Genomic DNA, 14,270 nt, shown 5'->3' with positions numbered 1-14,270 from the left:
TTAATGTTTTGTAATACTTATTTTAGATTATCGATAGCGTTAGACAAACGTGTTGTAATTTCTTCAATTGTGCCAATACCATCAATGCCGTGATATTTTCCTTGTTTTTTATAAAATTCGATAAGTGGAGCAGTTTTTTCGTTGTATTCCACGAATCGATTTCTGATTTTGCTTTCATCTTGGTCATCGGTGCGTCCGCTTACTTTTCCTCTTTCTAAAAGGCGTTGTATCAGAATTTCATCGTCGGCTTCTAAGGCCAATGTTCCGTGAATTTTCATTCCTTTTGAAGCTAAGAAATCATCTAAAGCCTCAGCTTGAGCGATAGTTCTTGGAAATCCATCAAATATAAAACCTTCAGCCTTAGGATTGTTCTCTATTTCTTGTTGTAGCATCTGGATAGTAACTTCATCAGGAACCAAATCACCTTTGTCCATATATGATTGAGCCAATTTTCCTAATTTGGTCTCGTTTTTAATGTTAAATCGGAATAAATCCCCTGTTGAAATGTGTACCAAATTGTATTTATCTTTCAAAAAAGCAGCTTGTGTACCTTTTCCAGCTCCTGGTTTCCCGAATAAAACTAAGTTTGTCATCGTTATTGAATTATTTAATTGATATATTTGAGGTAAATTTCTTCCTAATTCGTCATAATCAAGCCCATAACCAACGATAAATCGATTCGGAATAGGTTGCCCTACGTAATCTATTTTTAAATCTTTCTTGTAGGCATCTGGTTTAAAGAAAAGTGTAGCAATGCGCAATGATTTTACTTTTTTGTCGTGGAAAATGCGATAAATTTCCTCCAGAGTGTTGCCCGTGTCGATAATATCTTCCAAAACCACCACATCACGCCCCTCCACAGGAATATCCAATCCGATAAGCTCCACTACTTTTTCGGTAGATTGCATTCCTTGGTAAGAAGCTAATTTTACGAAAGTAATCTCGCAATCCGCTTTATAATGCCGAACAAAATCGGAAGCAAACATAAAAGCTCCGTTAAGTACCGAAACAAATAGCGGACAGGTATCTTCCATATCCTTAGCTACTTCCGAAGCCATTCGCTGAATAATTTGCTGAATTTGTTCAGCTTCAATGTAAGGTTCAAATGATTTGTCGTGTATTTTTATGATTTCCATAGAAAATAAATAAAGCACAAAGGTACATTTTTTTTGTCAAGAAGCAAGATGTTTTTATCCTATTTTGTGTAGTTTTGCGGTGCGTTATATCACAAAGAAATGAGCAAACTACAAAAATTATTCAAACATACTTTTATATACGGATTAGCAACTGTACTTCCACGTGTAATATCCTTGATTCTTACTCGTTTATACGTTCAAGAATTAAATTCTACCGCAGATTTTGGAATTTATTCGGGTTTGTTTGTATATCTCATTTTGGGTAACGTGCTGCTTTCCTATGGAATGGAAACTGCTTTTTTTCGTTTTATGAATAAAGAAGAGGATAAACGCAAAGTACAATCTACAGCTCTTACTTCTTTGTTTGTTAGTTCGTTGTCTTTTTTTGTTGTAGCGTTATTTGCTCGAAATTTCATATCGGAATGGTTACAATATGATGTGAATTTGATTGCCTTTTGTATTATTATTTTGACGCTTGATGCATTGGTTGTTATTCCTTTTGCACAACTCCGAAACGAAGGTAAATCGCTTACATATGTTATTATAAAAATTGGAAATGTAACAGTGAATCTTTTACTGAACTTGTTTTTCTTCCTTTTACTTCCAAAATTGAAAGACAATGCTTTTTGGGATTTCTTTTATTTTGAAAATCAGGTGTATTATATATTTATTTCCAATATAATGGCAAGTTTGCTAACACTTATTGTGTTGTTACCGATTTATTTTAAAATTCGATTGGATTTTTCATTCGATTTGTGGAAAAAAATGTTCCGATATGCCTTTCCTGTGCTAATTGCAGGGATTGCTTTTGCTGTGAATGAAGGCTTTGACCGAGTATTTTTACGAATGTTGCTTCCTGTTGAAACTGCTGATAATACTATCGGGATTTATTCGGCTTGTTATAAAATGGGAGTTTTTATGACGCTATTTGTAACAGCTTATAAATTAGGAGTTGAGCCTTTCTTTTTTAGTAATGCACAAGATAAAAACGCACCACAAACGTATGCTTTAGTGACTGAATATTTTACTATTTTTGGAGCATTTATCTTGCTTTTTATTACGGTTTTCACAGATATTTTTAAGCTTATTTTGATAAATAATCCAGCATATTGGGAAGCGTTATGGGTTGTTCCAGTTGTTTTGTTGGCAAATCTTTGTTTGGGTATATATCACAGTCTTTCGGTTTGGTACAAGGTAACTGACAGAACTCAGTTTGGTGCGTATATTTCTATATTAGGAATGGTTATCACAATTTTGTTAAACTTTTTGCTCATTCCTGTAATAAGCTATAAGGGAGCAGCTTTGGCTACATTGGCTACCTATCTGGTTATGATGTTAGTATCATATTTTGTAGGGCAGAGAAAGTATCCAATTCCTTACAATATAAATAAAATCCTATTTTATTTAATTTTTAGCGTATTGGCCTCATTTTTTACATTCTACATTTTTGACAGAAATATGTATGTGGGAACTTTTCTGTTGCTATTATACATTTTTGTAGTCTTTCAAAAAGAAGCAGGAATTAGAAAAATGCTAAAAGGTTACCTAAGCAAAAAGAAAGCGTAAGATTTGTCTATCTTATTAACGGAAGAATAAACAAAGTGATTCCTAAAACTAAGGCGTGCCAATAAGTAGCTTGATGTCTTCTATTAACATTTCAATTTGTGAATCCTCTAATCCGTCGTAGTAGATTATTGGATTTCCGTTAGCATCTTTACGTGAAACAATATTCCCCTTTTGGTCAATCAATGCAAAAAGTCCAGAATGTTCAAATCCGTCAATTCCTTTGGCATTATTTTGTGCGTGGAGGTTGAATCCATTGTTCGCTAAATCATAAATTGCTTCTTCGTCGCCTGTGAGTAAATGCCAGTTAGGGCTTGTTATTCCGTGTTGTTGGGCGTATTCTCTCAGTACTTCAGGCGTGTCATTTTCTGGATTAATTGAAAATGAGGCAAAACCAATGTTTTTCCCCTCAAAGGCATTTTGAACTTTTACCATACTTGAAGTCATTATCGGGCAAATAGTTGGGCAAGTTGTAAAGAAGAAATCTACGACGTAGACTTTTCCTTCGTAATCTTTGTTAGAAATGGTTTGGTTATTCTGATTAGTGAAAGAGAATTTGGGAGCTTTCCCAATGGTAACTAATTTTGAATCAGAGCAACCTACTGAAAATAGGGTAATGAACAGAACAAAGAGTATGTATTTTTTTCTCATTATTTTATGTGTGTTTTTTTCCAAATATTGGAATTATAGATTGTAAAAGATACTTTTTTCATTTTCTTGTACGCAAAGGTAAAAATAATTACCAAAATGTACGTCAAAATCTTATAAAAAAAGGGATTTTTAAAAAATGGTTGCTCGGCATTTGCTACTGATTCAAAATGACTGATAGCGAAGAAGAAATCTGTCATCACAGAAAGAAAGCACAGTAACCAGAAATTGTATTTCCATTCAATATAAATCCACCCAACAATCAAAAAAGCTATGAAATTTTCTAAAAATGTCATTCCAAAGATTGGAAAATATTGAAGTTGTTTCAGCATAAACCAATTAGGTAACATAGAAATAATAGAAACAATAATTGTAATAGGTAGAAATCCTAAGTTTGTGTGTTTAAAAAGTTGTTGATATCCTAAAAAATAGTAGAAAAAAATATTAAAAATGAAAATAAGATTTATACCGTGATAGGCGTTCTTTTGCTGTAAAAATAAAAAAATGGCGAAAAGAATCAACAAGGTTAAAAAAGCAAATGGGAGTCCGTTTTGGAAACTTTCTTTAAAATTTGGTTTTGTTAAAATATCTCTATTGTCAGAAAAATAAATGACTAAGAAAGGTAATAAACTAATTGTAATACAGCTTAATGTCATAACGATACTCATTTTAATAGAGTCGTTAATTGCAATGTCATTTAACAAATGTTCAAATATCGAACATACGTTTGAAAAGTAATATGTAGAGAACGCGAAAATAATCAATGAAAATATTGAAATAACTGCAGGATTATTTTTCATATAGATTTTTGTGAAAAAAATTAGAAAAACGTAACTTTGCAAAGTTAATAAAATTTTCAAATGAATTTACTTCAAGAATTACAAAAACGAAGCGGAAATTGTTGTGAATTATGTGGTGCAACAAATAATTTAGAAATTTATGAAGTGCCTCCTACCAGTACGGGCGGATTAGATGGCAGTTTGTTGGCTTGTAAAACCTGTGTTTCACAAATTGAAGGCTCTACAGATTTGGATAGCAATCATTGGCGTTGCTTAAATGATAGTATGTGGAGTGAACATCGGGCTGTAAAGGTAATGGCTTGGCGAATGCTCAATCGGTTGAAAAGCGAAGGATGGTCATTGGATTTGCTAAATATGATGTACTTGGACGATGAAGAACTTGCTTTTGCAAAAGCTTCAGATGATCATTTAGATGAAAGCGAGAAAATTATCCACAGAGACAGCAACGGAGCAATTTTACAAGCAGGTGATAATGTAGTTTTGATAAAAGATTTGAAGGTGAAAGGTTCAAGTATGGTTGCCAAACAAGGAACAGTGGTTCGTAAAATTTCTTTGGATCGTGAAAATCCACAATATATTGAAGGAAAAGTTGATGGGCAACAAATTGTGATTGTAACACAATATGTTAAGAAGGTTTAAAACATTCTTGTAAAAGAAAAATAGGCTATCTAATTTATTATCAGATAGCCTATTTTTTTATCAGAAAATTTGGATTTCATCAATAAACATCCAAGAGTCACCTCCTTTGGGTGGGTGTCCTAAGTTTTGTATTTCTAATTTCACAAATCGAGCTTTCTGTTTTTCAAAATCAAACTTAAAATCTTTCAAAACAGCGTACCCATTTGATGTATGTGGGTGGCTAACTTCTCCAATTTTTGTGTAATTTTTACCATCAACAGATACTAAAAGGTCTATTTTTGTTGGAAAGTAAATTCCCGAACCTTGGTTTTCCATCGCTCCTACTATGACTTTTTCAATTTCCGTGTCTTCTTCTAAATCAATTATAACAGAAGCATCATCAACTAACCATGCCAACCATTGTTTGTCGTGGAAGTTTTTTGTTCCTCGAACGATATTAGTAAGCGTTTCGTTTCCTTGTCCTTGGTAGCTTTTATGATACACAGGATTGTATACAGCCTTTTTTCCAATTGCTTTATGAAAAACAATGGTGTCCGAATAAACCACCTCATTGGGTTTTTCGTTAAAGAAAACAGCTGATTTTATAGTTGTAGTTTCTTTTATTTCAATGGGTTGTGTGTATTTCTGGGCTTTGGATAAATCTCCATTTAAAGAGTAACGGATGTCGGCTTCAGGTAGTTCACTATGTAGCGTAATGATAACTTTATTATCTTGATTTTCAATTTTAGAAGATACTTGATACATTGATTTTGAATAGTTGATATTCATCAATTCCAATCGGGGAAGTAATTTCTGAACTCTATTCATAAAATTATTCCAGTTTTTTATTTCTTGAGGCGTCCAAACTACTTCTGCAAGAGCTAAAAGTCGTGGAAAAATCATATATTCAGAATGTTTTTCGTTTGGAACGTATTCCGCCCACAAATTCGCCTGACTTCCAAGAATTTGCCTTTGTTGCTCTTGTGTCAATTCATCTTTATTTAGTGAATAGTTGTAGATTTTGCTCAAAGGTAAATATCCGCCAATAGCAAGTGGTTCATTATCAGGAGAACCCTGATATTGGTCTATGTAACAATCACTTGTCAGAACAACTTGATGACCTTGTTCGATGGCTTTTTTGCCAATATCAATTCCTCTCCAATTCATCACAATGGCTTGTGGCGGTAAACCTCCTTCGATAATTTCGTCCCAACCAACTAATCTTCTGCCGTTTGCAACTAAGAAATTATCTATTCGTTTTATGAAGTAACTTTGCAATTCGTGAGCATTTTTTAGTTTATGTTCCTTCATTCGTTGTAGGCATTTTGGACATTTTTCCCATTCTGTATGAGTTGCCTCATCACCTCCGATGTGAATATATTTACTTGGAAACAAATCCATTACCTCTGTAAGGACATCTTCTAAAAAGGTAAAAGTTTCATCTTGTCCTGCACAATAAATATCTGTAATTGGCCAAACGCCTCCTGATGGAACACCGATTGGACGTTTATGACACGATAGCTCAGGATAAGCTGCAATGGCACTCATCACGTGAGCTGGCATTTCAATCTCTGGGATTATGGTAATACCTCTTTCTGAGGCGTAAGATACAATTTCTTTGATGTCTTCTTGCGTGTAGAAACCACCATAAGTTCCCTTTGTTTCGGGGGAATTTGTACTTCGTGCATTCCAATGTTTTTCTTCTTGGTCTACTCGCCACGATCCAACCTCAGTAAGTTTAGGATATTTTTTTATTTCAATACGCCAACCCTCATTATCAATCAAATGAAAATGAAATGTATTGAGTTTCAACATTGCCATTCGGTCGATAGTTTTCAGAATATATTCTTTAGGAAAGAAATGACGTGCTACGTCAAGCATCAAACCACGCCAAGGATATTGGGGTTGGTCTTGGATATTAACAGAGGGTATAATCCAATCTGTTTTAACAATGTTTGAACTTTCTATATCTTTTGGAAGTAGTTGCCGTAAGGTTTGTAAAGCGTAAATAAATCCGTTGCGGTCAGAGGCTTTTATGGTTATTTTCTCATTATCAGAATTAAATGTGTAACTTTCATTTGGGAGGGATGTGTCAGCTTCCAGAACAACAAAATTACTTTTTTGGGGTTCGTTTGTTATTTTTAAATCCCAACCTGAAGCGTTTTTAAATTTTTCGGTTATCAACCTTGCTACATTTTGCAATGTATCGGCGGCGACAAAGGTTGTTTTTGAAGTGAATTCAAAATAACCATTTGATAAAGAGATGTTTTTGGGTTTTGGAATGATATTAATATCACTTTCTTCAAAAGTTATTTCTTTAGGTGTTTGATAGCCAATGGCTAACAAAAGAAAAGGAAGTATTATTTTTTTCATTATTTATAATATTTATTGCTCTGGCGAAAGTACGGCTTTTTTAAGATAAAACCTAAATACTTTTATTATTTTTGCGAGGTGTAAAATCAAATGAAAATGCCAGTTATTCAATCTGCGTATAAACCACCTTTTTTATTTCGTCAGACTGATTTTTCTACGATTTTTTCTGGAAAGGTTAGAAAAGTATTGGGAGTAGTTCAAGTAAGGCAACGATTGGAATTGCCAGATGGAGATTTTTTGGATGTGGACTGGAGTTATTCTGAGCAAAAAACGAATCGTTGTATTATTATTTTACACGGATTGGAGGGGTCTGCTCAGCGGCCTTATGTTCTGGGTACTGCAAAATTATTCAACCAGAACGGATTTGATGTTTGTGCTATGAATTTTAGAGGATGTAGCGGTGAGGATAATCGTTTGTTTTCGTCTTATCATTCTGGAAAATCGACAGATTTGGAGGAAGTTGTGCAAAAAGTAATTCAGTTGGGTTATACTGAAATCGTTATAAAAGGGTTTAGTATGGGCGGAAATATTAGTCTATTTTATGCGGGGAAACACTTGGTTCCAAAGGAAGTAAAAGCAATTATTGCTATTTCTACACCTTGTGATTTAAAGGGAGCTTCTGAAAAATTACATAAGAAAAGAAATTGGATTTATGCTCAACGATTCTTGGTAACATTGAAGCAAAAAGCTAAAACAAAGGCCATAAAATTTCCAAACGAATTAGCTATTTCTGAAGTAGATTTGGTTAAGACTTTAAAGGATTTCGATGATTTATATACTTCAAAGTCAAATGGTTTTGTTAATGCAGACGATTATTATCAAAAATGTAACTCACTTTTTGTTTTGCATCAGATTAAAACGCCAACATTGTTGCTAAATGCCCAGAATGATTCGTTTCTTTCCGAAAAATGTTTTCCTAATGAAATAGCTGAAAAAATGCCTCATTTTTATCTGGAAACTCCAAAGTATGGTGGTCACGTAGCATTTTATGACAGGAAAAATCTGTACTACAATGAAACAAGAGCATTACAATTTTGTGTGGAAATGATAAATAAAAATAAATTATAATATATTAATAACTAATTTGTTAGTGCTTTATAATGTTTCGTTCTTGTTGATTTTTGAATTTATTTTCTTGAAAAATTTTGTATGAAAGAAAAATAGTTGTAATTTTGCACTCGTCAGAAAATGGCAGGGTCTCATAGCTCAGTTGGTTAGAGCACCTGACTCATAATCAGGTGGTCGCTGGTTCGAGCCCAGCTGGGACCACAAAGAAAATCAAGCACTTACAATTTATTTGTAGGTGCTTTTTGCTTCTGTGACGAACATTTGACGAACAAATATTCTTCATTTTGTCTTATAATAGTTTATTTTTAATTTTACCCCAAACTTATATATTATGAAAACTTTTTTCTCTATCTTTCTTGTTGTAGACCTTTTTTGCATTGTGTATCTGATAGGGAGAGTTCTCTTTGCTATTGAGCCATTAATAGTAAACTTTTGTACGAAAGAGCGATTTGCTTGGTATGGAACGTGGAATCGGAATAGGTTGTTAATAGTATCATTGCTTTTATTACTATTTGTAGGAATTACAATAAGTTTTTGGGTTTTTAAAAATTTTTTGACCAATAATATATACTTAAGCACTTTTTTGTCCATTATGTTAAAATGTTACATATTCATTGTAATTGAATACAAAATGGACACTCCTTTCAAGCCTTTAAAAGTTTTTTTTAATTTTTATAAAAAACCGTATCAAGAACATTTTAAATTTCAAGAAACAAAGGTTGAAAAAGTTGATACACCACCCATAAATAATTTTCTAATCACCAACACTACAAACAATAATTTTTCATTTCAAAAGACGTATAACACAACTAATATTACTCACATAGAAGCGGAAAGAGAAGGTCATTATCCTTTTCAAATTTTTGAGAAAAAAGAATCTGTTGAGGATATAATCAATTTGTATGGTATAAAACAAACCAAGGATTCAAAAGAAAATTTATCTTCATTTTTCGCAAAACAAAAAGTTTTATGTAAGATAGAATTTATCAATAAAGCCAAAAATGGTTTGGGAGTAGAGTCTATTTTTAACTTTTTTGCAAAATATACATCTGTTTTTGAGGATTACGAATCGAAAACAAAGGGATTTGAAACGTCTCAAAAAGTAGCCGAACTTTTAAATGAAATTGTACTCTCAGTCGACAAGAAAGGTAATCCCAAAGAAAATCCTATAACTCCTCAGAATTTTAATGCTTACCATAATAACATTTGGAAAAAAGCATAATTTTTAACCCGAATCACATCAGTTTTAAATTAATATTCCTGTTGTAAAATATTGATTTTAAGAGGTTAGTAAATTATTTAAAAATATCTTCTTCAGGTTTTTCTGCCTTATTTATTTCACGATACTTTTGCTCCGAAACCATTAAAATATCAGAAATAATGAACAAAGAGGCGTTGGAAAAAGCAATCCTATTGCTTACTGAAAACCAAAAAAAATTTAATGAAACCATAATTCAGTTACTTTCACTGGAAATCAAACCTTTCTATAGTAAGGAAGAGGCTGCCCTATTCCTTAACCTTGAGCCAGAATATCTTTACCAACTGAAACATCAGGGAAAGATAAAGGCATACAGGAAAGAAGGACAGCGAAAACTTTATTTTAGGAGGGAAGACTTGGTTGCTTACATTCTTTCATCAAGCCAAAATCAGGAGGACGAAGATTTTGAGAACGAAATCGTAAATCACTGGAACAAATAAAGATGAAAGAAACTAAACTTTATCATTCTTCCAGTGCTGGTCAGACCATATATGACCGAGCGATAGCTTACCTAAACAAAAAATACAACATCAGGTACAATAGCATTGCTCTGGAATATGAAATTCAGCTTAGGGAAAATCCCAAAAACTGGGAAATTCTCAATATCAATTCGTTATTGATAGAACTTTCCCAGTCAGGGATAGAAATTACGTTAGCAAAGTTGGAAATTCTTTTGCGAAGTCACTTTATTCCGCAGTACAATCCACTTGAGGAATACTTTGAGAACCTCCCCGAATGGGACAATTTTGATGCTATCGGAGTTCTAGCAAGCTACATCTCCACCGATAATGACCCGCTTTTCCGTTATCATCTGGAAAAGTGGCTTACACGGGCTGTACTTTGTGTATTCAAAAAAGGATATATCAACAAACAATGCATAGTGCTTACATCGGAGCAGAACACAGGTAAATCCTTTTTTTTACGTTTTCTTACACCACCCGAGCTGTTGCCGTACTACACTGAAAATATCTCAGTGGATAAGGATGGCATCATCGCTATTTGTAAGAATCTTATATGTAATTTGGACGAACTGGCAGTACTTTCTAAGGCAGACATAAACATCTTGAAATCATTTATTTCTAAGAGTTCGGTGAACGTTCGTCTTCCGTACGGACGAAAAGCAGAGCTTTTGGAACGCATCTGTTCGTTTGTTGGCTCTACCAACCGTACAGACTTTCTAACGGATGAAACGGGAAGTGTTCGCTGGCTCGTTTTTGAAGTGACAAAAATAAACTTTGCGTATACATCTGAAATTGATATAAATAAAGTTTGGTCACAAGCTTATTTCAATGCTTTTAAGAGAAAAAATTACGATCCGGAACTTACAGTCGAGGACATTGAAATTAATGAAAGGCGGAATGAAAAATATTCCGCAATTAGCCTTGAAGAAGAGTTTATCAACAAGTATTTCGAAAAATCCGAGAATATTGAAGATTTTCTCACCGCTTCTGATGTGATGTTGATAGTAAATACAAATTTAAGGGTGAAACTCAATATTATTAAAATCGGAAAAGTTCTTACGCGTCAAAAATATAAGCGCATCAAACACCCGCAAAAACAAACTTACGGATATCTCATTTCTAAGAAGATAGAAATTATGTAAATCCTCTTACCTAAGTTACCTGCTTGCCTTGATTAGATTAATATACTTATTATCAATTGTTTATAAAGGTAGTTTCATTTTAATTTTAGGTAAAAATAGGTAAGAAGGTAGGAAAAGATAGGAAGTTAAAAATAGGGAAAACTTAGAGAAATCAATCTGTTGGTAAGAAGGTAAGATGCCAAGAGAAAACAAAAGCAGAGAGAAAATTTTTAACCAACCCTTCTTCTTTCTGCAACCTATGCAGAAAAGTTTTGCTTGTTTTTGAGTGCAAAAAGTACCCATTGTTTACAAAAAGCATGGGTCTTTAATGTAGAGTATGGGTCTTTTTGGTTTTCTCCTATCGTCGAAAACACATTGTAAGTAACTAGAATCTAATAATTAGCGATATGAAACAGGATTTTTTAAAAGAATTTGTCACCCAAATTTTCGAGCATCAAGAGCAAAAAAATGCAGAAGAAAAAAAGAAAAATCATTTTCGGGATATCGGCAGAAAAGGAGGACTGGCAAGGAAAAATACGCCTCTTTTTTCAAAATTGATTTCTGTACGGCTCACCCCAAAAGAATATCAAAAGGTAAACGAAAACGCTCAAAGGCTGAATCTGAAATTATCAAAATACGTTCGATTGCTGATTACGGAAAAAGAACTGAAAATCAATGAATTTAAAACGGACGAAGTGCTTTTGTCCTACGGAACTCATTTTGTAAGGATTAAAAATCTGCTGCGAAACCGTGAATTTTCAAAGTTGGAAAACAAACAGGAAATTTTGAAAGAAATCGAAAAGGTTACCAAGCTTATTTATAGATATTTATATGAAAGGGGGCAAAAATAAAAAAGAATAAAATGAATAACTCGGCAACGACTCGAAAAATTTCCAAAATCGCTGTGGAATATAACGGCAACGATAAGGGAACCGCTCGGATGGTGTATAGCAACAATTTACTTTCTGAAAATGCTGAACATCAGTTTAAAGAAATGAAAGCTGTGGCGAATAGAAATCCTAAGGTAAAGAATTGGGCACTTACGGGATATATTTCCCCCGAAAAATCCATCGGTGATGCACTTACAGACCAACAATTGGTTGATTTGACCTTGAAAGCACTTCGGAAAGTGGGTGTGATGGAAGACAACCAAATTCGATTGGACATCCACAATGCAACCAAACAGAAACATATTCACTTTATTGTTAATCGGATGAATACCTGCGGAAAGAATACCGTTAAAGCACACAATATCGGCGAACGTTTTGGAGCAGCCGTGCGGGAGGTTTGCAAAGAAATGCACTTAAAAACGGATGTGGAAATTGGCAAGGAAAAGAAGGCAGAAATGCTTGGCGCTCTGAAAATGTGTTTAAGAACCGCCAAAAGTTTTGAAGAACTAATTGCCAAAATGCACCAACAAGGCTATCGGGTCACATTTTCGGAAAACGTAAAAGTAGGAATCTCCGGAATGCGAATTGTGAAACACACGGACATTAACGACCAAACGCAAAGAGAATATCTGCCGGGATATAAACTTTCTGAAATCACTAATCAATTGAAAATTAAAGACATCAAAGAGATGATAAATAAAAACTCGGAAATGTTTAACACCTTAAAAAATTTAAAAGAAAAAGGAGAAACTACAGCAACATATTTTGAAGAAAACTCTGAAGAAAGAGAAAATGGCTTGCTTAAAAATCTTTTGTGCCCCACGTATGTATCTGCTGATGATGAACTTGTTAGAAAGAAGAAACGTAATTTTAAAAAATAAATGGATATGAAAAATTTAATGGAAAACACAATGAAAAACACAGAAAATCAACCTCAGGATGATGGTTTGGAATTGCTAAAAAGAGTGATTAAAAGCAATGAAAAGCACATTGAAGAATCTGCAAAGCTGACTTCTTTATATGAGGATTTTTTGAATCTTCTGGGGGAAAATGAATCGACTCTTAGAGGTATAAAACCTTTGTTGAGAGATATGGAAAGTCTTGTGAAAGAGGAAAAAGAGGAACGTATTCGGTTTTTGGAAAAGCTTAAGGCTACCAAATTGGATTTGTCGAAACAGGCTATTGATAGATTAGACCAGTTTGAGAACAAACTAAAGAGTCTAAAAAATAACGTCAATGGAAGCATTGGGATTTTGATTCTTTCCATTGTGATTTTGGTAATTACTTCTTTTTCTGCAAAATATTGGTTTGCGGAGAGCGTCAGAACGAGGATGGAAGTCCGCGAAGAATTGCTAAGAGAGATAGATAATGAAGGCAAAGGGATTTATGAGAAAACCTACATAAATGATTTGGAAAACAACACAAAAATGATGCAGGAATTTGTGCGAAAGAACCCGAGCGAAGGTAGCAAACTGGTGCATTTCAAATCGGGATTTGATGCGAGGAAGGAATAACAAGGAACAAATAAAAGGTGACAAGTGACAAGTAACAAATAACAAAAAAGCAAGTTAAAAAAGTAACAAGTGATAAAAAATCACCAAATTATTTGTTGCGCCCAAACTTAAAAGGTAGCTCTTTCTCTTGTCTGATTTTCTTTTGTTTATCAATTTCTGTTTGCAGATATTTTTGGTATTGACTGAACATAAAATCGTAATATTCACGAAAGCTTTCTGTCTTTCTTACGGAATTTAAAGCATCGTAATATTGGAATCTGTCTTCTGCAAATACAAAACCCAACGGTAATTGGTATTTTCGTTGTATAAAATTCATCAAAAGCCTTGAAGTGCGTCCATTTCCATCTAAAAAGGGATGAATGTTCACCAATTGATAATGTGCATAGAAAGAAAACTCCAATTGAGAAAGGCTATCTTTTTGACTGTCAAAATTATCGTTTAGTTCTTTGACTAAATTGTCCACTGCGGGTACAACCTTACTATAATGCATAAAAGAGGCTGAGCCTGCGGCAACATTGGCTTTTCGGAATTCGCCTTTGGAGGCATCTACGGTTCCGTTGATGTTTGTAAAGAGTTCTCCTGTGCATCTCATCACTTTTGCAACAATTTCTTGTATGAATGCTTTGGATATATTTCGACCGATGTCGGCTTCTTTTATAATGAAATTCAGAGCTTGATGATGGTCTAAGGTTTGGTTTGAAAACAGAATATTTTTCCCTCCGGGAGTGTTGCCTTTTTGTATGAGTTCAATGCATTCTTCGTAGGTAAGGGTAGAACCTTCGATACGGGTAGAATGACTCGTTATGAGGATTTTATGAAA

The 14,270-nt window shown here is 33.8% G+C and carries 14 protein-coding genes and 1 tRNA gene; 10 read left to right on the top strand and 5 right to left on the bottom strand.

Annotation, left to right across the window (positions count from 1 at the left end):
• Positions 1–17: 17 nt before the first annotated feature.
• Complete coding sequence (locus tag YW9_RS13360) at positions 18–1,136, bottom strand: adenylate kinase (protein ID WP_018279796.1); 1,119 nt, start codon at positions 1,134–1,136, stop codon at positions 18–20.
• Positions 1,137–1,235: 99 nt separating this feature from the next.
• Between YW9_RS13360 and YW9_RS0108765 the strand changes: the two genes are divergently transcribed.
• Complete coding sequence (locus tag YW9_RS0108765) at positions 1,236–2,702, top strand: lipopolysaccharide biosynthesis protein (protein ID WP_018279795.1); 1,467 nt, start codon at positions 1,236–1,238, stop codon at positions 2,700–2,702.
• A 48-nt stretch (positions 2,703–2,750) separates the two neighbouring features.
• On the opposite strand, the gene YW9_RS0108760 is transcribed toward YW9_RS0108765, so the two are convergent.
• Both YW9_RS0108760 and YW9_RS0108755 read right to left on the bottom strand, forming a co-directional pair.
• Complete coding sequence (locus tag YW9_RS0108760; protein ID WP_018279794.1) at positions 2,751–3,350, bottom strand: SCO family protein; 600 nt, start codon at positions 3,348–3,350, stop codon at positions 2,751–2,753.
• Entirely contained in the window at positions 3,350–4,003 is a 654-nt protein-coding gene (locus tag YW9_RS0108755; RefSeq protein ID WP_155848758.1) for a hypothetical protein, read from the bottom strand. The genes YW9_RS0108760 and YW9_RS0108755 overlap by 1 nt, the downstream gene beginning before the upstream one ends.
• A 204-nt stretch (positions 4,004–4,207) precedes the next feature.
• Here YW9_RS0108755 and YW9_RS0108750 point away from each other — a divergent pair, with 204 nt between their 5' ends.
• Complete coding sequence (locus YW9_RS0108750) at positions 4,208–4,786, top strand: PhnA domain-containing protein (protein ID WP_018279792.1); 579 nt, start codon at positions 4,208–4,210, stop codon at positions 4,784–4,786.
• Between the two features lie 60 nt (positions 4,787–4,846).
• On the opposite strand, the gene YW9_RS0108745 is transcribed toward YW9_RS0108750, so the two are convergent.
• Entirely contained in the window at positions 4,847–7,138 is a 2,292-nt protein-coding gene (locus YW9_RS0108745) for a glycoside hydrolase family 20 protein (RefSeq protein ID WP_018279791.1), read from the bottom strand.
• 96 nt (positions 7,139–7,234) lie between these two features.
• Here YW9_RS0108745 and YW9_RS0108740 point away from each other — a divergent pair, with 96 nt between their 5' ends.
• The 8 genes from YW9_RS0108740 to YW9_RS0108695 all read left to right on the top strand — a co-directional run bounded on the left by YW9_RS0108740 (position 7,235) and on the right by YW9_RS0108695 (position 13,450).
• Positions 7,235–8,206: a YheT family hydrolase gene (locus YW9_RS0108740; protein WP_040354053.1), complete on the top strand. Its 972-nt coding sequence runs from the start codon at positions 7,235–7,237 to the stop codon at positions 8,204–8,206.
• Between the two features lie 127 nt (positions 8,207–8,333).
• Positions 8,334–8,407, top strand: a tRNA-Ile gene (locus tag YW9_RS0108735).
• A 430-nt stretch (positions 8,408–8,837) separates the two neighbouring features.
• A complete protein-coding gene (locus tag YW9_RS0108725) occupies positions 8,838–9,428 on the top strand; it encodes a hypothetical protein (RefSeq protein WP_156127388.1) in 591 nt (196 codons plus the stop codon).
• Positions 9,429–9,586: 158 nt separating this feature from the next.
• Complete coding sequence (locus YW9_RS0108715) at positions 9,587–9,904, top strand: helix-turn-helix domain-containing protein (RefSeq protein WP_018279786.1); 318 nt, start codon at positions 9,587–9,589, stop codon at positions 9,902–9,904.
• Between the two features lie 2 nt (positions 9,905–9,906).
• A complete protein-coding gene (locus YW9_RS0108710) occupies positions 9,907–11,067 on the top strand; it encodes a VapE domain-containing protein (protein WP_018279785.1) in 1,161 nt (386 codons plus the stop codon).
• 386 nt (positions 11,068–11,453) lie between these two features.
• The gene (locus YW9_RS0108705; protein ID WP_018279517.1) at positions 11,454–11,897 is read left to right on the top strand and encodes a plasmid mobilization protein; all 444 of its coding nucleotides are present in this window, start codon (positions 11,454–11,456) and stop codon (positions 11,895–11,897) included.
• A gap of 11 nt (positions 11,898–11,908) precedes the next feature.
• Positions 11,909–12,817, top strand: a complete 909-nt coding sequence (locus YW9_RS0108700; RefSeq protein ID WP_018279516.1) for a relaxase/mobilization nuclease domain-containing protein — start codon at positions 11,909–11,911, stop codon at positions 12,815–12,817.
• A gap of 6 nt (positions 12,818–12,823) precedes the next feature.
• Positions 12,824–13,450 (top strand): hypothetical protein, encoded by a 627-nt coding sequence (locus YW9_RS0108695; RefSeq protein ID WP_155848742.1) that lies wholly within the window; start codon positions 12,824–12,826, stop codon positions 13,448–13,450.
• A gap of 88 nt (positions 13,451–13,538) precedes the next feature.
• On the opposite strand, the gene YW9_RS12755 is transcribed toward YW9_RS0108695, so the two are convergent.
• A partial coding sequence (locus tag YW9_RS12755) for a Fic family protein (RefSeq protein WP_018279784.1) occupies positions 13,539–14,270 on the bottom strand: 732 nt, incomplete at its 5' end.

The sequence above is a fragment of the Capnocytophaga cynodegmi DSM 19736 genome (genome assembly GCF_000379185.1).
Taxonomy (GTDB): Bacteria; Bacteroidota; Bacteroidia; order Flavobacteriales; family Flavobacteriaceae; genus Capnocytophaga; species Capnocytophaga cynodegmi.
This window is presented reverse-complemented; position numbering and strand designations above follow the sequence as displayed.

Coding starts and splice junctions, on each gene's coding strand:
- YW9_RS0108725 (WP_156127388.1), top strand. CDS start 8,838: ATGGACACTCCTTTCAAGCCTTTAAAAGTTTTTTTTAATTTTTATAAA.
- YW9_RS0108705 (WP_018279517.1), top strand. CDS start 11,454: ATGAAACAGGATTTTTTAAAAGAATTTGTCACCCAAATTTTCGAGCAT.
- YW9_RS0108745 (WP_018279791.1), bottom strand. CDS start 7,138: ATGAAAAAAATAATACTTCCTTTTCTTTTGTTAGCCATTGGCTATCAA.
- YW9_RS0108700 (WP_018279516.1), top strand. CDS start 11,909: ATGAATAACTCGGCAACGACTCGAAAAATTTCCAAAATCGCTGTGGAA.
- YW9_RS0108765 (WP_018279795.1), top strand. CDS start 1,236: ATGAGCAAACTACAAAAATTATTCAAACATACTTTTATATACGGATTA.
- YW9_RS0108715 (WP_018279786.1), top strand. CDS start 9,587: ATGAACAAAGAGGCGTTGGAAAAAGCAATCCTATTGCTTACTGAAAAC.
- YW9_RS0108710 (WP_018279785.1), top strand. CDS start 9,907: ATGAAAGAAACTAAACTTTATCATTCTTCCAGTGCTGGTCAGACCATA.
- YW9_RS0108760 (WP_018279794.1), bottom strand. CDS start 3,350: ATGAGAAAAAAATACATACTCTTTGTTCTGTTCATTACCCTATTTTCA.
- YW9_RS0108740 (WP_040354053.1), top strand. CDS start 7,235: ATGCCAGTTATTCAATCTGCGTATAAACCACCTTTTTTATTTCGTCAG.
- YW9_RS0108695 (WP_155848742.1), top strand. CDS start 12,824: ATGAAAAATTTAATGGAAAACACAATGAAAAACACAGAAAATCAACCT.
- YW9_RS13360 (WP_018279796.1), bottom strand. CDS start 1,136: ATGGAAATCATAAAAATACACGACAAATCATTTGAACCTTACATTGAA.
- YW9_RS0108755 (WP_155848758.1), bottom strand. CDS start 4,003: ATGACATTAAGCTGTATTACAATTAGTTTATTACCTTTCTTAGTCATT.
- YW9_RS0108750 (WP_018279792.1), top strand. CDS start 4,208: ATGAATTTACTTCAAGAATTACAAAAACGAAGCGGAAATTGTTGTGAA.